This is a genomic window from Chlorobium sp. N1 (assembly GCF_004332115.1).
Taxonomy (GTDB): Bacteria; Bacteroidota; Chlorobiia; order Chlorobiales; family Chlorobiaceae; genus Chlorobium.
Genome location: NZ_SJPA01000008.1, coordinates 73,282 through 92,681, shown reverse-complemented (window position 1 = coordinate 92,681; position 19,400 = coordinate 73,282). Strand labels below are relative to the sequence as shown.

Sequence of the window (19,400 nt, the reverse complement as noted above, 5' to 3'; positions counted from 1 at the left end):
ATGAATCGGCGGTATCGAGGTGCAAGGTTTTTGGGGCTTTTTAAGGCTTTTCCTTGCACTCAAGATACGGAAAATACCGCTTAATTCATTGCTATAGAATGATTTGGCCATTATTCAGCAAGCCCTAACTAATCCTCCAAGGCTAACAGTAAAAAGCCCTGTAAAGGCCTGCAATAACAATGCTGATCGCCATTGAACAAACAGCTGTGCATCATAGCCAATCCACCCCATAACAAACCCTTCACGACTCAACAGAAAAACTAACAGCAAATCCCACAAGGCGATCAACACTGCAACCGGAACTGCAGAGAGAATGATTCTACCTATATCAGCCCGGCGCTCAGGACCGAGTCGAAGACATTCATACCCCACATAGTCATGATGAGCCAAATCGACAACGCTTACGGTTGACCAGACCGCCTGAAGAAGGAGCCATGCGCCAAAAATCTTGATATCCCACTTCGACAGATAAAGTGGAACCAAAGCGACCTGGGTAATCACTGTAACTCCTACGCGAGCCCAAGTAGCCATGCCACCAGATATGATCCGCGACAGACTAGATTCGGCCAATTCAGTCTTATTCAAGACAGAAACTCCGTAGTCGCCCTAACTAAGGAATTCACTTCGCCACAACCACACTCCCTAAAGACGTCAATACGCATTCTTATGTACCCACCCCTTGAAGGTGCTCAGGAAGATGATCTTCATATCCAGCCAAATCGACCAGTTTGAGATGTAGTGGAGATCCAGTTCAACCCTTTTTTTCAGGCAGGTATCCCCCCTCCAGCCGTTCACCTGGGCAAGTCCAGTAATACCGGCTTTGACCATATGCCGCTGCATGTATTTGGGAACTTCGCTGCTGATTTTTTCGATATAAATATCTCGTTCGGGCCGCGGCCCGACGATGGACATGTCGCCAAAAAAGACATTGATGAACTGAGGGAGCTCATCAAGACTGGTCGATCGGATGAATTGCCCGAAAGGGGTCTTTTCCTTTACGTTCGATTTGCCCCATTCAGTCCCGTTTGCTTCCAAATCAACAGGCATTGATCGAAACTTGAGCATGGTAAACGGCTGGCCGTTCCATCCAATACGCGTTTGCTTGTAGAACACTGGCCCGGGCGAACTGAGCTTGACACCAATGGCAATAAGGAGCATAACCGGCCAGATGAAAAGCAGAATAATGCTTGAAAGCAGGATGTCTTCGGCTCGTTTGAGGGTCCTCGTCATGTTGGAACTCATCGGTGAGTCAAAGATGCTGATGACGGGAAGCCCCTTGAGGGTGCTCCATTTAGAATGGATGCATTCGGCCACAAACATGTCCGGGACGTATTTGACGACAAGGGTGGTGCTGGTCAACTGATCCAGCATTGCAGGCACTGGCCCATTTTCTGCCAACGGCAGCGTTATGACGAGTTCGTGGATGTCGTACGAAGAAGCATTGGTGCTGATATCGTCGAGCCCGCCGAGCCTCGGGGAGCGGAGCAATTCAGCCGAACTACACGCATGTTCTTCATCATAATAGCCGATAAGCTTGTAGCCAAGCTGAGGGTGCTCAGCGAACACTTCTTCCAGGTGCCTGGCGGACCGGCCTGAACCGACAATGGCAACACGACGGATGTTGATGCCCTTGCTGTAGATGTACTTGAGGAGAACCCGTAGAAGATATCGTTCAAGCATGAACATGAAGATGCTGGCAACGCTCCACGACAGAATAAGCACACGGGAAAAGGTGTGGGATACCTTCAAAAGAAAGAGGGTTACGACAAGAAGAATAAAAGTTGCCGCCCATGCCTTCAGCACGATGGTCAGGCTCTCGGCTATGGAGCGGCCCCTCCAGTTGCCGTAAGCCCCGTACAGATGGCTCTGTACACTGAAGAGAAGGCCGGAACCGATTCCGAGCACTGCATACTCGATACTCCACCTCCTTGCAAGCAACAAGGAAAGCAGGTAGAGCAGGGATACCGGAGCGACTATATCGGAAACCCTCAGGATCGCGATATAGACAGACCGGTTGGGTCTCAGGTGGAGCATGTCGGGAAGAACGGTATGGTGATGTACGATGATGGGAATACGGGCCGGTTCAGCGCAACACGTTGCCGGCCACCTCACGCTCTTCTGCAGCAGAAGGCTCGGCATGGTTATACCCGTTATAGCCGTACCTTCCGTGGTAGCGGCCGTAACCGCTCGGGTCCTGCGGACCGATGACCGCCACGCCAAGGCAGGCCTTCTTGACGAAATCGGTCGCCATCGCCTCCCTGAGCAAGGATCTTTGGCTATGGCCTATGCGGGCAACCATCAGGATGGCGTCGGCAGATCTCGACAGGATCGCGGCGTCGCTCAGCATGACCGCCGGCGGCGAGTCTATGATGACCATGTCCCAGTCACTCTCAAGCTGGCGGAGCAGCTCTGCCATCTTGTTCGATCCGAGCAGTTCGTTTGGATTGGGGCTTTTTCTCCCCGCCGGCAGGATAAAGAGACGTTCATGCAATGCCGTTGCCTTGATCAGGCCGGACACCTCAGATGACACCCCCGTCAGGTAATTGGAGAGGCCGGGAGAACGCGGGACACTGGCGATCCTGTGCTGGGCTGGTCGACGGAGGTCGCAGTCGACGACCAGCACCTTCTTGCCGATCAGGGCGAAGGAAAAGGCGAGGTTCAGCGCGACGGTCGACTTGCCTTCGCCGATGCTGGTGCCGGTGACCAGGATGGAGTTGAGTTCGCTGTCGGCACGGGAAAAGATGATGTTGGTGCGCAGGTCCCGGAACGACTCGGCAAGATGCGAGGAGAGCTGCCCGGCCATGAGCACGAAGGGGTTGGCAGGCGAGGTGCCGTTGAGCGCCGAAACGCCATCCGCAACCGGTGCCCCCCCGTCGGGCGGGGTTTTCGCCTTGCCTTTGGCGTAGCTGCGGCCCAGCAACCCCGGCAATGCGGCCGAGATACCCGCGATCTTTTTCCTCAGGCTTTCAGGTATCCCTGCGCTTTCGTCCGGAGCAACGTACGGGATGGTGGCAAGGGTTATGAACCCGTGCTCAGTGAGGAACGTATCGTCCCGAAGGGAATTGTCCTGGGCCTCGAGCAGGCGGACCAACGCTCCCCCTACGCCCAATCCAAGCATCAATGCGACAAGCAGGGTTTTGCGCAGGCTCGGTGCAACCGGCCTCTCGGGCGGATATGCCGGCCCGACGACGACAACCTTTCCGACCTCCGAGGCGATCTGTATGCGCGACTCCTCCAGTTTTCCCTTCAGGAAGGTATAGGTATTGCTCTGCACCTCGCGGTCACGCTGCAAACGGGCATACTCAAGCTGCTTCTGGGGCAGCTTGTTGAGCTGGGCGTCGTAATAGTCCTTGGAGCGCTTGTACTCGTCGGCGATGTAGCTGAGCTCGGCAAGGCGGATCTCGGTCTGGAGCTGCTCGGAAATCAGGTCGAACTGGAACTGGCGTGCCTTGTTGGAAAAGGCGAGCTCGCCGGCCATGGCGTTGCGGGTAAGCTCCCGGAGCCGCTGCTTGAGGGCCGCGAGCTCCTGTTTTTTCATATCCGTCGCCGCCACCTGCCCGATTATGCCCGTCTCCTCCTGCCGTATCCGGGTCTTGAGCTCCTGGGCCTGCCGATCGATATTGCGCGACACCTTCGCCGAAAAAGCCCTCTCCTCGTCCGAGAGCTTGCGGGTGATGTACTCCTGCCTTTTTTTGAGAATGTTGTATTCCGAGAGTGCGTCATTGTAGCGGGATTCCGCCTCGACAAGCTTCTGCAGCAGGTTCTCTGCGTTGCCGGTAAGCTCATAGATGTTCTTCTGCTTCATGTAGGCGGAAAGACGCTCGTCCGTCGCCCGGATCTCCGCCTGCTGCTCAACGAGCTGCTCGCTCACAAACCCCTTGACCTGCAGGGCCTGGTCGGCGTTCCACTCGATATCCTTATTCACATACGCCCTGCAGAGCGCGTTGGTCAGCACGGCCGACTCGTCAGCAAACGGGCTTGAAACGGAGACGTCGAGAATATCGGTGTCGCGGCTGTTTGCGACCATGATCCGTTTTTGCAAAGCACCCGCGTATTTCCGAATGAGCTGCTCTTCGCTCATCTGGGGCTCCTCGCCCCCCCCCGATCTCTTCATCCATCGAAACGGCATGAAGGCCTTCGGGACGAATTCGCGCTCTGCGAACAGTTCGAGCGGCTTGCGATCGTTTGAGTAATAGAGGCTCCGGATTGCCGCTTCGGCAAGAGGAAAGGACTTCAGCAGCTCAATGTCGTTTTCGATCGAAACCCCGGCCAGCGAGCCGAAAGGATCGAGGAATTTTTCTGCCGTCGCACTGCTCTTGTCCGTTTTGATCAGCACGATCGAAGAAGGCCGATATTCCGGAGTGGCTGAAAAGTGCGCAAGCAGGGCCAGGAGAAGCGCCACCGCCATGACGGAACCCATGAGACCCCTCCGCTGCCAGAGGATCCCCAGGATTTCAGAAATATTGATCTCCTTCTGCAGCGGCCTGGAGTCGTTATGCATCGCTAAGAGTGGAAGGGGGTTGGGGGTTGAGAATCGAGGGGCTGGGTAGTGCGCGCATCAGTCGTTGACGATGGCGAAGACGCTGGCAACCGATACGATGAGGCCGGCGATCCTGAGCGCCATGTTGCCATCGATCCCTTTCTTTTTCGGGATCACGATGGTATCGCTCGGCTTCAGTTCGACGAACTGCGTCCGATCGCCCTTGTCCAGGTAGTCCTGCAGGTTGACGCCATACACCTGGCGGCCATTCTCATCCGGCTTGTAACGCATGATCTTGGCCTTTTTCAGGTTGGCATCCTCCTTGGCTCCACCCACAAGGGAAAGCACCGTGGAAACATCGGAATCCTGCCTGACGATATGCTGACCGGGCTTATAGACTTCACCGAGAACGTTGACATACATAAGGATGTTGCCCATGTCATCAGGGAAATAGGTGTCAAGCGGCATGCCATAGCTCGGCATGGCCTGCTGGCGACCCTGCTGTGCATAGGGGGCGTAACTCCTTGACGGAGAATCGTAGAGGGCCGACGGATAGGATTCAGCCCGGACACTCAGGGCAATGAATGGCGAAAGGACCATCTGCATGAGCAGGCACGCTGCGACGATCTTCTTCAAGTTTGTGTTCATGGCATACGGGGCTATGATTGTTATCACATATCGGGACGTTGAGCTGAGAAGCGCCGACGCCCCGAGGCGAGAGGCCGAAACGGCACTGCGTAAAGACAAAGAGGTGATACCCCAGAACAGACAAGGCTCAGCCCCAGCCCTTTACGAAACGCCATCAGGCTTGATGCAAAAAAAAGTGTTGCCGGCGGATCCTCAGCTGGAGCGACAGCTCATCGGCCAGGGCCGCATAGCCCTATTCGTCGTACACTCCCCGGATACGGGTGCTGAACACACTGCCACCGAAAATACTCCTGACGCTCGAGGCGTTGCGCCGGTTCTCACTGAGGCGCTCATCATACGAAGTAATCAAAGCGCCCCGGAAGGCGAGTTCCGGGTTCGACGCCCTGCGCACCTCGGCGATGGCGGCAAGCAGCCGGCCCGTCTCTGCGAACAACGGCTCGGACGCATCGACCGTGATGAGCACGGAATCCACCGCGCACAGGACCCTCGTGCGCACATCGTCGGAAATGGAGCCGGAACTCTCGACGAAGATGCAGCGGCATCGGTTGCGGGCCTCATCCAGGCACAAACCCAGCGATGAAGCCTCGGAGCAGCAACACAAAGCCATCTCGTCCACCCCGGAGCATGGGGCGCCATGAGCGGACGCTCCCAGGCGCACCAGCATCGTCGAAACACCCGCTCGCAACATGGCAGTTGCGATCCGGTACGCCTCACACCCATCTCCGCCAACAGAGAGGACCGCCAGGGCGACAGCCGGATCACAACTCATGAAGATGGCTCCCGGCTAAGCGGCAGCTTGATTGCGGCAGGCCACGAAATCATCAAAAAAAATTGCGATTGGGCTGGGGTTGGGGGTGGGGGGTCAGGATCAGAAACGGCACCGAAAAAAAAGACTGGAGAGGAACCCCTCCGAGTGGACAAGGCTCCGCCGCCGCCCCTCACGGGACGCCATCAGGCTGAATACAAAAAAAACGATTGGTGGACGGGGGTCAGGGGGATTACACTGCGGACGGGGGCATCTGTCTATTCTGACAAACCATTTTCCTCGCTCATGCGAATGAGCTCCCAGAGAGGCAATCCAAGGGCACAGGCAATTTTTTTGCAATTGCAGACGGTAATCCTCTTCTCCCCCCTCTCGATGACGCCGACATAGGTCCTGTGCAGCCTCGACTCTTCGGCCAGGCGCTCCTGACTCCATCCGTTCCGTGAGCGCTCTGCCCGGATGTTTCTGCCGAGCTGTAATGCGAGCATCGCATCATCCTTACTTATTGTAACGTCGATTATTTCTCCAATAGCTTCGCCACTCTGAGACACATCCAGAAGTCTTGCACCCGAGGATGTGCGACAACAGAAAATCCGACGCATTTCCCCGTAATGATTTGAGCAACAGTATAGAGACAGAAACGCTGCCGCACCACACTCTATAAGGTGCGTTGCGATTACACTGCACTCCGTAGAGTGCTTTTTGCATCCTAAAGCGCTTCATTTTATAGTGGAAAACGGAAGAAAAACATAAAGCCCGACGAATACCCATAGAAAGCGTCAAAAAAATGAGATAAAACAAAACAGGGACTGTAACAGGCTCCCACCTACACCGCATGCCCAGATCAGTCACGCCTTGCTTTGCATCAAGGGAATACTACGGCCAAATCGGAGCGGCAACACAAGCAAACCACACCTCCAGACCAAAAGATATAACAGAAACTGCTATAGGAGACGATGTTCGACCCCATGCATCACTGCTGGATAGGAATAATTGCGCCATTACAGTGAAACCCTACGGAAACCCATATCAGAACCTCTCCAGACTATACACCCTCCACAGTATGAGATACAGGCTTCCGCCCCGGCACAGAGCATGGGCCGTGCGTCCGTTTTTTACTAAAAACTCAACATGCAGACAAGTACCGATATCAATACGGTCGTCCACGACTCTTTTCCGGGACGACCTCTCGATAGTATAGGAGCTGATATCGGACAATGGCAGTACCATACGCATCTGCAGGAGAGCGAAAATGACGGAGGGGCGAACCGAATGAGATGGTTGTACGGTGCAGAGGGTGGAGAGGGGGCGCCTGGCGGCAGGGAGGGAAGATCAACAAGAGGGCCCCCGGAAGGGAGCCCGTTACCGTTCAGAAGTGCGGAACGCGGCGATTACTTGCCGCCAGCCGGCTCCTGCGGCTCGTTCTTCGTAAGGATGCCGTCGGCGACCATCTTCTCGATCGCCTTGCCGAGCTGGTCGTGGGTACGAAGCATGCCCTGCATGGACATGGCCACGGCGGCCACGGGGCGGGCGCTGGCCTGCTGGTCCTCGATTTTGGTGACGTTGACGAGGTCCATCCGGATGACTCCGTCGATGAGCGTGATGTTGGCGATGCCGTCGGCGTATATGGTCTGCATGGGGAAGGCTGGTTACGTGATGGAAAACAAGGAAGCCTTAATTAACGAAATCCCCGCAACCATTGCAACAGCATGCCCGCCGGGAAACTGGCGGAAGTGGGGGGAAATTTGCGCTTTAGGGAAAAAGGAGTTAGGTTGCCCCCGTTTTATGCAACCCCCGACCGGAACTTCGACCTTGAACCACCCGACGCCTCCATTTCGCCCTCCCGCACGCATCTCCTTTCGTCGCACCCTGTGCTTTTCGATCCTTTCCACCCTGCTGCTTGCCGCCACGACCGGCAGCGCCCTGGCCGACAGCGTCCTGATCAAGAACGGCGACCGGCTGAGCGGCACGGTCGTGAAGATGGAGGGCGGCGTGCTCCGGCTCGATACCGGTTATGCCGGCACCGTTCCTATCGCATGGAGCGAGGTTCGGGAGGTCGCGACCGACAAACCCATGAAGATCCTGCTTGAAGACGGCAGGATAGAGCAAAGCGCACTGCTCGTGCAGGCCGGCTCGGCTCCGGTATCGCAGATCAACCCCGAAGCCTGGGTGACCGGCGACGGCTACCTCTTCAAGGGAGAGGCCGCGCTCTCGCTGAACATCGACCGGGGCAACACCCGTTCGGACGAAGCCGACGTCGATACGAGAATGGAGTGGCGCCACCGCCGCCACCGCCTGAGGCTGTCGGGAGAACTTGAATACGACACGACCGATCGCGAGACGACGAACGACAGGTGGTACGTACAGGCAAAATACGACTACATCGCCACCCCCCTCCGCTACTACGGCCTGAAGGTCGACTTCAAGACCGACCGCATCGCCGGTCTCGACCTCCGCTTCGCCGGCGGCCCGTACCTCGGCCTGCAGTTCATCCGCACTCCCGAAACAAGGCTCAGCACCGAACTTGGTACCGACCTGGTCACCGAGCGCTTCACGGCCGAACCCGACAACAACTACATGGCCGGCTCCTGGTCGGTCGACTTCAGCCACCGGCTCTGGACCGACGCCATCACCTTCTACCACCGCCAGAAAGGCCTCGTGAACGTCAATAGCCTCAGCGGCGTCGTCCTCGACACGTGGACCGGCATGAAGGTCCCCATCAAGGGAGGCTTCAGCACCAGCGCGGAGCTCCAGGCCGACTACAGCGGAGACTCGGCGGCCGGCATCGATCCCTGGGATCTCACCTACCGGCTGAAGTTCGGCTACGACTGGTAGGGAGCCGCGGGAGTTTCAGCGCGTAAAAAAAATTCTTTGCGTGTGGATTTTTTGCCTATAATGATTTTGAAGCCCAGTGTGGAGACCCTCATTCCGGCAAAAGAGGTACAACAGGTTCTACCCGTAATATCTTACAGTTATTATCGTAGGAATTTACAATGAAGCACTCAGTAACGAACCGCAAGGAACTCACCATTCTGAAAATCGAGGAGCAGGTCTTTGATTTCCGGCACGGCAAGGCCTACCAGACGACCATCGAGGAGCTGATAGACGGCGGGAGCACCAACCTCATCGTCGACTTCAACCAGGTCAAGGCCATCGACTCCTGCGGAATCAGCTCCATCCTTCTCACCCACCAGCTCGCCAACAAGGCCCACGGCCTTGCCATCTTCGTAGCCCTCTGCCAGCAGATCAAGGACCTGCTCAAGCTCACCAGCCTCGACAAGCAGCTCTACATCTTCTCTTCGATCAACGAGGTCATGACCCTTGTGGAACCGGCCATGAAAACCCGCCGCGGCGCAAAGGGAAAACAGAAAGCCTCCGACTTCGACGGCACGGATGAGGACACCGGTGAGGATCTCGACGAACTCGATGATGAGGCTATCGGCGCTGAAGCGATCGAGGACGATGAGTTCATGGACCGGTGCATGGACGACGACGATGAAGATGAGGGCGGAAAGCCGGCGGAGAAACCGCCCGCCAAGAAACGCGGAAGGCCGAAAGGGAGCGGCGGAAACACCATCCGGGCAAACGGCAGCAAAAGCACCCGGGCCTGAACGGCCGAGTGCACCGCGAACACAAAACCAGACTGAACCACTTCCCCCGAGCAGCCGCCTGAAAGGAGGGGCACGCCATGGGGGATTCCTATTTCCGGAACCGGTTGGAGGAACTGCTCGCTCCGGCGGGAGTGAGCCTGAACGGAGCGCAACCCTGGGACATCACCGTCCATGACGAGCGCTTCTACCGGAGAGTCTTTACACAGGGACATCTCGGTGCCGGCGAGTCCTACATGGAAGGATGGTGGGAGTGTCGCGCCCTTGATGAATTCTTCTATCGCGTGCTCCGCCACGGGATCGAAAAAAAGATCTCGCGCCGGGAGAACCTCCTCGAAACCCTCGCCGCCAGGCTCCTGAACCTCCAGACCGAGAAACGCTCCCGCAGCGTCGCCAGAAGGCACTACGACATCGGCAACGACCTTTTCGGCCGCATGCTCGACAGCCGCATGATCTACAGCTGCGGCTACTGGAAGGACGCCGGCTCCCTCGAAGAGGCGCAGGAGCACAAGCTCCGGCTCGTCTTCGACAAGCTCGACCTGCGCCCCGGCATGCGCCTCCTCGACATCGGCTGCGGATGGGGAGGAGCGGCCCGCTTCGCCGCCGAGCACTACGGGGCGGAGGTGACGGCCGTCACGATCTCACGCGAACAGCAGCGGCTCGCCGAAGAGCGCTGCCGGGGACTGCCGGTCAGAATAGAGCTCATGGACTACCGGAACGTCCGCGGGACGTTCGACCGGATCTACTCGATCGGCATGTTCGAGCATGTCGGCTACCGCAACTACCCCGCCTACTTCGAGACCGTGGACCGCTGCCTCGGCCAAGACGGGCTCACCCTCCTGCACACCATCGGCAGCAACCGGACCTGCACGCACGGCGATCCCTGGAGCGAGAAGTACATCTTCCCCAACTCGATGCTCCCCTCCGCAACCCAGATCACGAGTGCCTGTGAAGGGCGTTTCATGCTCGAGGACTGGCACGTCTTCTCCCCGGACTACGACCGCACGCTCATGGCATGGCACAGGAACTTCGAAGAGGCCTGGCCGGAGCTCGGCAAAAGCTATACGGAAACATTCCGGAGGATGTGGAACTACTACCTCCTCTCCTTCGCCGGAGCGTTCCGGGCACGCTACGACCAGCTCTGGCAGGTACTGCTCTCGAAAAGCGGCATCGAGGGAGGGCGGACGGTGCCGCGATGAAGAAAGCAGGGGGAAGGCGACAGCAGGGGAAAACGACAATGCGGCTCAGTAGAGCAGTGCAGGACTGAATGCCTCCCGATCTCTCCCGGCGGCGGCCGTGATCGACGCGCGTGTCTCGCCGGAGAGCAGCATCAGACGGAGCCGGTCGGTGCCGGCAAGCCGGTCGAAGAACCCGCTCCGGATCCCGAGCCGCCGGGGATAGGAGGAATGGAGGGCATGGAGGATGGCGACCTGGGTGGCGAAGGGGTCGAAGAGGCTGCGGTCGGTAATGGAAAGACGCACGCCGCGGCACCGCTCCCCCGCCCACTTCCCGGAGGACGGGGTGAAGGAGGCCTCGCGGAAACGTACGCCCTGAAGGCCGGAGGCGTTGAGCGTTCGGGCAAGGGCCCGGCCGTCGGCGAAGGGGGCGCCGAACTGCAGGAAGGGACGGGACGTCCCGCGGCCTTCGCTGAAGGCGGTGGCTTCGATCAGCACCGTCGCAGGATAGGCGACGGCCGTTTCCATATCGCTGATATTGGGCGAAGGGCTCCGGAACCGGAATCCCGGAAGTTCGTCGCCGAAGCGCTCACGCCGCCATCCCTGCATCGTAACGACCCTGAGGTCGAGCTCCGGCGCGTGGCGGCGGCGGATGAGGAGCGCCAGCTCGCCGAGCGTCATCCGGTGGACGAACGGGACGTTCTCGGCCCCGACGAAAGAGGCCCGGGAGGGCTCGAGCATGAACCCTCCGCGCCCGAGCGGAGCGATGGGGTTCGGGCGGTCGAGCACCATGAAGGGCGTGCCGGTGCGCCGGCAGGCGAGCATGACGTTCTTCATGGTCGAAAGGTAGGTGTAGCAGCGCACGCCGACGTCCTGCAGGTCGAAGACGACGATGTCGACCTGGCGGAGCAGGCGCAGGTCGGGCGTCTTCGTGGCGCCGTAGAGCGAATGGACCCGCAGGCTGTCGCCGAGCAGGGTGCCGCCGGCCGCCTTGCCGGCCCCGACGTCCACCCTGAAGCCATGCTCGGGCGCCATGAGCCACCGGAGCCGTACGCCGTGGCGCAGCATCATGGCATACCCTGCCTCCCCGCTCCGGGTCCGGGCGGCAAGATTGGTGACGAGTCCGACCCGCATCCCGAGAAGCTCCCCGCAGCCCTCACGCTCCAGCCGGTCGAGGCCGGTGGAGAACCGGCAGGAATCGGCAACGGGCGGACGGCCTGCAGCCGAAAGGGGTGCAGGAAGGGAAAGAAACAAGAGGGAAAGCAGGAGCAGGAGGGCCGGAGGGAACCACCCAACGCAAAAAAGCCGGTTCTCCATATCGGGAACCGGCTTTTGCCTGGTGGTGGGGACAGGACTTGAACCTGCAACCTTCGGGTTATGAGCCCGACGAGCTACCAATTGCTCCACCCCACGGTGTTTGTGCATACAATGTACGGAATCCGGCGACATTTCCAAATCTTTATTGCACACTTTGTCCATTTATTTTTTCTCCCTGCGGTTCTACCATGTAGAGTCTCCCCCCTTCGCCCTCGACGGCGAGCAGCATTCCTTCGGAAACCTCTCCGCGGATGGTGCGCGGCGCGAGGTTGGCCACAAGCAGCACGTTCCTGCCGACCATCTCCTCGGGAGCGTAGTGCTCGGCCACGCCGGCAAGCACCTGGCGGGTGCTCGAACCCACCTGCACCTGCAGCTTGAGGAGCTTGGAGGCCTTCTTCACCTTTTCGGCCGCGGTGACGGTGGCGGCGCGGAGGTCGACTTTCTGGAAATCATCGAACTCGATCGTGGGCTTGAACTGCATTTTTTGTTCGGTTGCTCCGGCCTCCCGCGCTTCCGCCTCGCGGACGAGCGCCTCGATCTTCCTGAGTTCCGGCTCGATCTCCTTGTCCTCGATCTTCGTGAAGAGGATTTCGGACTCTCCGCTGAGAGGGTGGCCCTTCGAAAGAGCGGGCTCGAGCAGGGTCCCGAGGATGGGCTCGCCTTTCCGTACAAGGCCGTCGACGCCGCCCTTGAAGCCGAGCATGCGGTGGATCCGGTCGCAGGTTTCGGGAATGACCGGGTAGAACAGGATGGAGAGCGCATGGCAGAGGTTGAGCGAAAGCGCCATGGTCCTCGCTGCGGCGTCAGGGTCGCTCTTGATCGCCTTCCATGGCTCTGCGGCGGTCAGGAAGCGGTTGGCCGCACGCGCAACGTCCATCGAGATCGTGGCGGCCTCACGGAAATGGAACCCTTCGTAGGCCGAATCAAGCTGGCTCTGGAGGGCGTACCAGTCGACGCCGATCCCCTCCCACTCCTCGATCGTGCACTGGTGGGGCACCTGGCCCTCGAAACGCGAGTTGGTGAAGTCCACGGAGCGCTTGATGAAGTTGCCGAGCGTATCGGCAAGCTCGCCGTTGGTACGGTTCTGGAAATCGGTCCAGCTGAAATCGCTGTCCTTGTTCTCGGGATAGTTCATGGCGATGCTGTAGCGGAGCGTGTCGGCCGGGAACTTCTGGAGGAACTCGCCGAGGTAGACGGCGTAGTTGCGCGACTTGGAGAATTTGCGCCCCTCGAAGTTCATGAACTCGGAGGCGGGCACATTGTCGACGAGGTTGTAGCGCCCTTCGCTGCGCCCCTCGTTCCAGCCCATCAGGATGGCCGGCAGCATGAGGGTATGGAACACCACGTTGTCCTTGCCGATGAACTGTACGAGGCGGGTTTCGGGATCCTGCCACCAGTGCCGCCAGAGCTCCCGGTCGCCCTCGCGCTCGGCCCACTCCCTGGTGAAGGAGATGTAGCCGAGGACGGCGTCGAACCAGACGTAGAGGACCTTGCCGGCGGCTTCCGCCTCATCGAGCGGCACCCTGATTCCCCAGCCGAGGTCGCGCGTGATGGCGCGGTCGTTGAGCCCCGCATTGAGCCAGGTGCGGGTGTAGTTGAGCACGTTCGGCCTCCAGTCGTCCTCGTGGGAGCTGACGAAAGCCTCGAGCGCCTCCTGGAAACGGCCCAGCGGAAAGTACCAGTGGAGGGTGTCGCGCAGCTCGGGTGTGGCCATGGAAAGCTTGCTTTTGGGCTCTATCAGCTCCGTCGGGCTGAGATGCGTACCGCACTGCTCGCACTGGTCGCCGCTGGCCTCCGGGCTGCCGCAGATGGGGCAGGTGCCGACGACGTAGCGGTCGGAAAGGAACCGGCCGCTTGCGGCGTCGTAGAACTGCTTCTCGGTCCTGCGGGTGAAAATGCCCTTCCGCTCGAGCTCAACAAAGAACTCCTGTGCGGTCTCGTGGTGGCGCTCCGATGAAGTGCGGCCGTAGCAGTCGAACGAAATGCCGCACCTGGTGAATGCCTCGAGGTTCATCCTGTGGTAGCGCTCCACGACGTCCGCCGGGGTCACGCCCTCCTTCTCGGCCGTAATGGTGATCGGCACCCCATGCTCGTCGGAACCGCCGATGTGCAGGACCTCCTCGCCCTTCAGGCGTTTGTGGCGGACATAGAGATCGGCAGGCAGATAGACGCCGGCGAGGTGGCCGAGATGGACGGGTCCGTTTGCGTAAGGAAGGGCGGTGGTGACGAGCGTTCGCTTGAACTGGGCCATGAAAACGTATGGAAATGACGATTGGTGGTTGCTGGCACTTGAAGCGGCCGGGCTGTCGATGCCAGGGCCGCCCCGGGAAAAATCACGAGGAACGGCGCTCCCGCTTCTTCGCGAACATCGAATTGAAGCGCTCGAAAGAAAGCCGGCGCTTGCGCGAGCCCTGCTCGTAGACGATCCATACGACCTTCTTTTCCTGGTCGACGCTCTCCACGACTGCCGGGCCGTCGGGAGTCGAAAGCGGCGTACCGGGAACGGGCATATGCGGGCCGCGTGCTGAACGCTCGGCCGAATCGTTGCCGGAGAACCCCAGGCAGCACTTCGTCTTGTTGCAGATGCCGGTAATGTTGAAGGAGTGGCTCTCACAGGAGCCGCCCTCGGGCGCATGAACCTTGTCGGCGAACGGGTTGGCGTGGATCTTCTGCAGCCAGCTCGAGCAGCAGAGCAGGCAGCCGCAGGGGCCATAGGCGTTGGCGCGCCGGGCCTCCTCGCGCGTCGTGATCTGCACCATCTGGATACGGGCGCGGAACTCTCCGGCAAGGTCTCGGACGAGGTTGCGGAAATCGACGCGGTGCGCGGAGGTGTAGTAGATGGAGAGCTTCTGCTGGTCCATGCGGAGCTCGACGTCGACAAGCTTCATGTCGAGCCCGTGGCGCCTGACCTTCGCCGTGCAGACCTCGCGGATCTCATCCTGTTTCTTCATCACCTGGAGAAGCGTCTCCCGGTCCTCGGGAGTGGCAAGGCGGAGGATCACCGGCCGGGGCTCGGTTTTCTTCTCGAGCCCCTTGAGGACGAATTTCTTGCGGGCGATCCGGCCGGTCGAATAGACGGTGCCGAAGTCGTAGCCACCGTCCGACTCGACGATGACCTCCTGGCCGACATCGAGCGGGACGGCGGTATTGTTCAGGAAGAACTCCCTCAGACAACCGGCAAGCTCGACCTCGCAGATGTCGCCGTGCACATCCTCGTTCGAATCGCCGTACAGCACTTCAACCTCTTCGTGCAGGAGCTGCGAAAGCCGCAGCCTGACCTTGGCGTTCTCGCCCCGAAGACAGCTGCATACCACATTACTCATAATCCTTGCTCCACTCCTCTATCGGAAACGCAGCATGCGCTTCCATGCTTCGACCCGCCGGTTTATCGACGGCCTGCCCTGTACGAGGGTCTCGGCCGCAGCGAGCGAACGGTCCATGATAGTCTGTTTGAGCATGTCCAGCCGTGCCGCATCCTCATGCTCCATCATCGAGGTGAGGCGCTCCGTCCCGGGGAAGGTGTCTCGGGAAAGCTTCTGCGGCGGCCCCAGCGACAAGAACAGCTCAGGTTTCTGTTCTTCAAGATATTCAATCCGACTGACAACTGAAACAAGGTAAATGCTCTCGCGCTCCCTGAGCACCCTCTGGGCTATCGAGGCGGTTCCCCGGAAGTAGCCCAAGGGACGGCGGTCCACATGCTCGAGCCGGCCCTGCGGGAAGACCCAGAGGGCCGGCTGGCGGCGGGAGGGCGCCGAGAGCAGCTCGGCCGCGTAGGCGAGGGTGCGGGCTGCGCTCTGCGCACTATCGCGGTTGAGCGAAAATGCGCCGAGGCGGGTGAAGAAGGGGTGCTGCCGGAGCTGGCGCTCCTCGATGATGATGTGGAGGTTCTGGCAGAAGTAGGTCTCCGTCAGCAGCTGCGACCAGAACCCGTCCCACCAGTAGGCGTGGTTGCCGTGGAAGATGACGGGCACTCCCCTCTCCATCCGGGGAGTTTCGGGATCCATGAACACCCTCAGGGAGCTGAAGAACCGCCTGAACTGCCGGCGGGAGTACCAGCCGAACCAGAGCGTATACAGACGGCTGCGACGGACCTTCAGCATCCGCGCTTCAGCTGAACGCCCGCTTCATGCGGCTGACCGCCTCCTCGAGCGAAGCAATGGAGGCCGCGTAGGAGAGGCGGAGGTTTTCGGGGGCGCCGAACGCATCACCGGGTACCGTTGCGACATAGTGCTCCTTGAGGAGGTACTCGGCCACGTCGGCGGAGTCCTTCATAACCTTGCCGCCGAAGCTCCTGCCGAGGATGCCCCTGATGGAGGGGAAAATGTAGAAAGCGCCCTCGGGAAGGGTCGCCTCGACACCGGGGATCTCGTTCAGGGCGCGGTACATGAAGTCGCGACGCTTTTCGAACTCGAGCCGGCGCTCTTCGACGACCTGCTGGTCGCCGGTGAGGGCTGCTACGGCCGCCTTCTGTGCGATGGCGTTCGGGTTCGAGGTGGTCTGCGACTGGATCTTGTCGCAGGCGTCGATGATCCATTTGGGGCCGGCAAGGTAGCCGATGCGCCAGCCGGTCATCGAATAGGTCTTCGAGACGCCGTTGCTGACGATCACCCACTCCTTCATTTCCGGTATGCGTGCCGGCGAGAACGCACGCACGCCGCCGTAGACGATCATGTCGTACATCTCGTCGGAGAGGACGAAGATCTCGCGCCCTTTGAGCACCTCCATCAGCGCGCGCACTTCGGCCTCGCTGTAGACCGCGCCGGACGGGTTCGAGGGCGAGTTGAGGACGAGCATGCGGGTCGAGGGGGTGATGGCCGCCTCGAGATCCCGGGGCGTCATTTTGTACCCGTTCTCGATAGCGGTCGGAACGATGACCGGCGTGGCGCCCGAAAGACGGACCATCTCGGGGAAGCTCACCCAGAACGGAGCGGGAATGAGGACCTCGTGGCCTTCCTCGCAGAGGGCGAGGAAGGTGTTGGCCAGCGTCTGCTTGCCGCCGTTGCTGACGATCACCTGGTTCGGCTCGAACTCGAGCTGGTTGTCGCGGAAGAGCTTCTCGACGATGGCCTTCTTCAGCTCGGGAATGCCGGAGTTGGCCGTATAGCGGGTGAATCCGCTCCTGATGGCTTCGATGCCGGCCTCGCTCACATGGTCCGGGGTCGGGAAGTCCGGCTCTCCGGCAGAGAGGCTGACGATATCCTTGCCCTCGGCCTTCATGGTGTTGGCTAGGGCGCTGATCCTCATGGTCTGCGATTCCTGCATGCTTCTGACCCTCCGGGTCAGGTATTTTTCAGCAGGGGAAGTATTGGTCGGCATGGTTTCTGTCTTGTTCGGTTATGATTGTTCGGTTATGGTGTCGGGCTTCTCTTCAGTTCTTCCCGTTTGCGATGCAGCATCCGGAGCACGTCGGGATGGACGAACTTGCTGACGTCGCCGCCGAGCATGGCGACCTCCTTGATGATGGAGGAGGCGACGTAGGTGTACTTGACGTTCGGCATCAGAAAGACGGTCGTGACGTCGGGGTTGAGATGACGGTTGAGGAGCGAGAGCTGGAACTCGTATTCGAAATCCTTGACCTGGCGGACCCCGCGGATGATGGCTTTGGCGCCCATGTCGCGGGCGTATTCGGCAAGCAGGCCGTCATGGAGCACCTCGACCCGGACGCCCTCGAGTGAGGAGGTGATGGAGCCTATCGCCCCCATGCGCTCCTCGACCGTGAACAGGGTGCTCTTGGAGCTGTTTTCGGCAATCAGCACCGTCACCTCCTCGAAAATCGTGAGCGCACGCTCAAGCACGTCGAGGTGGCCGTTGGTGAACGGATCGAACGTTCCCGGATAGATGGCTTTCTTCTTCATGGGCGGCTCGGTCGGTGCTGGAAAAAAGTGATCCTCGTCATCCCGTAGTCACGGTGGAACGAGTAGAAAGGCCGGTCGGAAAAGTCGTGGTGCGCGTCATGCTCGATGAGCAGCCATCCGTCCTCCTCGAGAAGCCCGCCCTCCATAACGCCCAGGATCAGCGGCCCGTAGTCCGGCCAGGCATAGGGAGGATCGCAGAATACCAGATCGTATGGCCCGCTCCCCCGCCCGATGAAGGCCGGCACCTCTTCGCAGACGATGCGCGCCGCGTCGGCTACGCCAAGCTGGCGGGCGGTACTTTCGAGTGAACGGACTGAGTCGCGGAGGCGGTCGACGAAGGTCACGCTCCGGGCGCCACGGCTCAGGGCCTCGAAGCCCAGGGAACCGAACCCCGCGAAAAGATCGAGGACGTCGATACCCTCAAAATCCATCCTGGCATGGAGGGTGTCGAAGATCGACTTCTTCACCCTGCTGCTGCAGGGACGCACGTCCCTGATGGGCGTCGTCTTGATCTTCCGTCCCCGATACGTTCCCGCGATGATCTGCACTGGAGAGGATCCCTCCTAGAAGTCGCCGAAGCGTGTCTCGCCGAGGATTTCAAGAGCTCTCAGGGCATCGTCCTTCGAAGGCGGCTTGCCGTGCCAGTTGGTGTTGTCCTCCATGGTCCCCTCGAAGAAGGGAACGCCCTTGCCCATGACGGTCACGGCAAGGATGACTGAAGGCCTGGCTGCGCCGGAGGCCCGGATCTTCTCGACCGTCGAGGCGAAATCCTCGATATCGTTGCCGTCGCAGTGGTGGACGTCCCAGCCGAAGGCGCGCCACTTGTCGGCGAAGGGCTCGATGCCCATGACGTTCTGCACCTCGCCGTCGATCTGCTGGTTGTTGTAATCGACGATGCCGATGAGGTTCCCGAGCCCGTAGTGGGCGGCGCTCATGGCGGCCTCCCAGATCTGGCCCTCCTGGCACTCGCCGTCACCCATGAGGCAGAACACGTGCCCTTCACGCTTGTTCATGCGCTGGCCGAGCGCCGCGCCGACGGCGACGGAGAGACCCTGGCCGAGGGAGCCGGAGGCGATGCGGATCCCGGGAAGTCCTGCTTCGCATGTCGGATGGCCCTGCAGGTAGGAGTCGATCTGGCGCAGGGAGCCGAGCTCATCGATGGAGAAATAGCCCGAACGGGCAAGGACGCTGTACCAGACCGGGGCGATATGGCCGTTGGAGAGGAACAGGAGATCCTGGTCGTGGTGCTGCCAGAACTCGTGGGGTCGGTGGCGGAGGATCCTGAAATAGAGAGCCGTAAAGATGTCGGCCATGCCGAGAGAGCCTCCGGTATGGCCGGAATTAGCCATGGAGAGCATGCGGACGATGTCGCGGCGGACCTGGCGGGCCATTGCCCTGAGGTCCTCGATCGAGGCCAGCTCGAGCAGCTCGCCTTTTTTTTCTGCAGGATAGCGCTTTAAAGTTGCCATGGGGAGTAGTACTGCATTCGTGTATGGAAAAAAAGGGAAAGACCCGTGGTTCTTGCCCGTAAGCACAAAGTTAAAGTGATGGGCA

The 19,400-nt window shown here is 59.9% G+C and carries 18 protein-coding genes and 1 tRNA gene; 3 read left to right on the top strand and 16 right to left on the bottom strand.

Annotated elements, in window-relative coordinates; all coding sequences use genetic code 11:
- Positions 1 to 114: 114 nt before the first annotated feature.
- From E0L29_RS09765 to E0L29_RS09735, 7 genes are all read right to left on the bottom strand, one after another.
- A complete protein-coding gene (locus E0L29_RS09765) occupies positions 115 to 585 on the bottom strand; it encodes a hypothetical protein (RefSeq protein WP_131358324.1) in 471 nt (156 codons plus the stop codon).
- Between the two features lie 66 nt (positions 586 to 651).
- Positions 652 to 2,139, bottom strand: coding sequence for an undecaprenyl-phosphate glucose phosphotransferase (locus E0L29_RS09760; protein ID WP_131358321.1), 1,488 nt, complete (start codon positions 2,137 to 2,139; stop codon positions 652 to 654).
- Complete coding sequence (locus tag E0L29_RS09755; RefSeq protein ID WP_131358318.1) at positions 2,084 to 4,501, bottom strand: polysaccharide biosynthesis tyrosine autokinase; 2,418 nt, start codon at positions 4,499 to 4,501, stop codon at positions 2,084 to 2,086. The genes E0L29_RS09760 and E0L29_RS09755 overlap by 56 nt, the downstream gene beginning before the upstream one ends.
- A gap of 57 nt (positions 4,502 to 4,558) precedes the next feature.
- Positions 4,559 to 5,128, bottom strand: coding sequence for a hypothetical protein (locus E0L29_RS09750; protein WP_131358315.1), 570 nt, complete (start codon positions 5,126 to 5,128; stop codon positions 4,559 to 4,561).
- Between the two features lie 232 nt (positions 5,129 to 5,360).
- Positions 5,361 to 5,816, bottom strand: coding sequence for a ParA family protein (locus E0L29_RS09745; RefSeq protein ID WP_131358312.1), 456 nt, complete (start codon positions 5,814 to 5,816; stop codon positions 5,361 to 5,363).
- Positions 5,817 to 6,151: 335 nt separating this feature from the next.
- A complete protein-coding gene (locus E0L29_RS09740; RefSeq protein ID WP_131358309.1) occupies positions 6,152 to 6,379 on the bottom strand; it encodes a helix-turn-helix transcriptional regulator in 228 nt (75 codons plus the stop codon).
- Between the two features lie 903 nt (positions 6,380 to 7,282).
- Complete coding sequence (locus E0L29_RS09735; RefSeq protein WP_131358306.1) at positions 7,283 to 7,528, bottom strand: hypothetical protein; 246 nt, start codon at positions 7,526 to 7,528, stop codon at positions 7,283 to 7,285.
- Between the two features lie 175 nt (positions 7,529 to 7,703).
- On the opposite strand from E0L29_RS09735, the gene E0L29_RS09730 reads away from it, so the two are divergent.
- From E0L29_RS09730 to cfa, 3 genes are all read left to right on the top strand, one after another.
- Complete coding sequence (locus E0L29_RS09730; RefSeq protein WP_242664358.1) at positions 7,704 to 8,726, top strand: DUF481 domain-containing protein; 1,023 nt, start codon at positions 7,704 to 7,706, stop codon at positions 8,724 to 8,726.
- A 158-nt stretch (positions 8,727 to 8,884) separates the two neighbouring features.
- Positions 8,885 to 9,502: an STAS domain-containing protein gene (locus tag E0L29_RS09725; protein ID WP_131358300.1), complete on the top strand. Its 618-nt coding sequence runs from the start codon at positions 8,885 to 8,887 to the stop codon at positions 9,500 to 9,502.
- A gap of 77 nt (positions 9,503 to 9,579) precedes the next feature.
- Entirely contained in the window at positions 9,580 to 10,698 is a 1,119-nt protein-coding gene (gene cfa / locus E0L29_RS09720; protein WP_131358297.1) for a cyclopropane fatty acyl phospholipid synthase, read from the top strand.
- A gap of 45 nt (positions 10,699 to 10,743) precedes the next feature.
- Here the strand turns inward: cfa and E0L29_RS09715 are convergent, their stop codons facing one another.
- The 9 genes from E0L29_RS09715 to E0L29_RS09675 form a co-directional block, all read right to left on the bottom strand.
- The gene (locus E0L29_RS09715; protein ID WP_131358294.1) at positions 10,744 to 11,991 is read right to left on the bottom strand and encodes a DUF1343 domain-containing protein; all 1,248 of its coding nucleotides are present in this window, start codon (positions 11,989 to 11,991) and stop codon (positions 10,744 to 10,746) included.
- Between the two features lie 20 nt (positions 11,992 to 12,011).
- Positions 12,012 to 12,087: transfer RNA gene (locus E0L29_RS09710), tRNA-Met, on the bottom strand.
- A 46-nt stretch (positions 12,088 to 12,133) separates the two neighbouring features.
- Positions 12,134 to 14,242, bottom strand: a complete 2,109-nt coding sequence (metG, locus tag E0L29_RS09705) for a methionine--tRNA ligase (RefSeq protein ID WP_131358291.1) — start codon at positions 14,240 to 14,242, stop codon at positions 12,134 to 12,136.
- A gap of 82 nt (positions 14,243 to 14,324) precedes the next feature.
- Positions 14,325 to 15,314 carry a regulatory iron-sulfur-containing complex subunit RicT gene (locus E0L29_RS09700; protein ID WP_131358288.1) on the bottom strand — a complete coding sequence of 330 codons (990 nt, stop codon included), beginning with the start codon at positions 15,312 to 15,314 and terminating at the stop codon, positions 14,325 to 14,327.
- 18 nt (positions 15,315 to 15,332) lie between these two features.
- Complete coding sequence (locus E0L29_RS09695) at positions 15,333 to 16,091, bottom strand: lysophospholipid acyltransferase family protein (RefSeq protein ID WP_131358285.1); 759 nt, start codon at positions 16,089 to 16,091, stop codon at positions 15,333 to 15,335.
- Between the two features lie 7 nt (positions 16,092 to 16,098).
- Positions 16,099 to 17,307: a pyridoxal phosphate-dependent aminotransferase gene (locus E0L29_RS09690; RefSeq protein ID WP_131358282.1), complete on the bottom strand. Its 1,209-nt coding sequence runs from the start codon at positions 17,305 to 17,307 to the stop codon at positions 16,099 to 16,101.
- A 32-nt stretch (positions 17,308 to 17,339) separates the two neighbouring features.
- Positions 17,340 to 17,846: a pantetheine-phosphate adenylyltransferase gene (coaD, locus tag E0L29_RS09685; protein ID WP_131358279.1), complete on the bottom strand. Its 507-nt coding sequence runs from the start codon at positions 17,844 to 17,846 to the stop codon at positions 17,340 to 17,342.
- Positions 17,843 to 18,394 (bottom strand): 16S rRNA (guanine(966)-N(2))-methyltransferase RsmD, encoded by a 552-nt coding sequence (gene rsmD, locus E0L29_RS09680; RefSeq protein WP_131358276.1) that lies wholly within the window; start codon positions 18,392 to 18,394, stop codon positions 17,843 to 17,845. The genes coaD and rsmD overlap by 4 nt, the downstream gene beginning before the upstream one ends.
- A gap of 15 nt (positions 18,395 to 18,409) precedes the next feature.
- A complete protein-coding gene (locus tag E0L29_RS09675; RefSeq protein WP_131358273.1) occupies positions 18,410 to 19,315 on the bottom strand; it encodes a transketolase in 906 nt (301 codons plus the stop codon).
- Between the last annotated feature and the right edge of the window lie 85 nt (positions 19,316 to 19,400).

Excerpts from the sequence above, each read along its gene's own strand:
- cfa (WP_131358297.1), top strand. The coding sequence starts at position 9,580 with ATGGGGGATTCCTATTTCCGGAACCGGTTGGAGGAACTGCTCGCTCCG.
- metG (WP_131358291.1), bottom strand. The coding sequence starts at position 14,242 with ATGGCCCAGTTCAAGCGAACGCTCGTCACCACCGCCCTTCCTTACGCA.
- E0L29_RS09675 (WP_131358273.1), bottom strand. The coding sequence starts at position 19,315 with ATGGCAACTTTAAAGCGCTATCCTGCAGAAAAAAAAGGCGAGCTGCTC.
- E0L29_RS09735 (WP_131358306.1), bottom strand. The coding sequence starts at position 7,528 with ATGCAGACCATATACGCCGACGGCATCGCCAACATCACGCTCATCGAC.
- E0L29_RS09745 (WP_131358312.1), bottom strand. The coding sequence starts at position 5,816 with ATGTTGCGAGCGGGTGTTTCGACGATGCTGGTGCGCCTGGGAGCGTCC.
- E0L29_RS09740 (WP_131358309.1), bottom strand. The coding sequence starts at position 6,379 with ATGCTCGCATTACAGCTCGGCAGAAACATCCGGGCAGAGCGCTCACGG.
- E0L29_RS09690 (WP_131358282.1), bottom strand. The coding sequence starts at position 17,307 with ATGCCGACCAATACTTCCCCTGCTGAAAAATACCTGACCCGGAGGGTC.
- E0L29_RS09700 (WP_131358288.1), bottom strand. The coding sequence starts at position 15,314 with ATGAGTAATGTGGTATGCAGCTGTCTTCGGGGCGAGAACGCCAAGGTC.
- E0L29_RS09715 (WP_131358294.1), bottom strand. The coding sequence starts at position 11,991 with ATGGAGAACCGGCTTTTTTGCGTTGGGTGGTTCCCTCCGGCCCTCCTG.
- E0L29_RS09760 (WP_131358321.1), bottom strand. The coding sequence starts at position 2,139 with ATGCCGAGCCTTCTGCTGCAGAAGAGCGTGAGGTGGCCGGCAACGTGT.
- E0L29_RS09725 (WP_131358300.1), top strand. The coding sequence starts at position 8,885 with ATGAAGCACTCAGTAACGAACCGCAAGGAACTCACCATTCTGAAAATC.
- E0L29_RS09695 (WP_131358285.1), bottom strand. The coding sequence starts at position 16,091 with ATGCTGAAGGTCCGTCGCAGCCGTCTGTATACGCTCTGGTTCGGCTGG.
- E0L29_RS09755 (WP_131358318.1), bottom strand. The coding sequence starts at position 4,501 with ATGCATAACGACTCCAGGCCGCTGCAGAAGGAGATCAATATTTCTGAA.
- E0L29_RS09750 (WP_131358315.1), bottom strand. The coding sequence starts at position 5,128 with ATGAACACAAACTTGAAGAAGATCGTCGCAGCGTGCCTGCTCATGCAG.
- coaD (WP_131358279.1), bottom strand. The coding sequence starts at position 17,846 with ATGAAGAAGAAAGCCATCTATCCGGGAACGTTCGATCCGTTCACCAAC.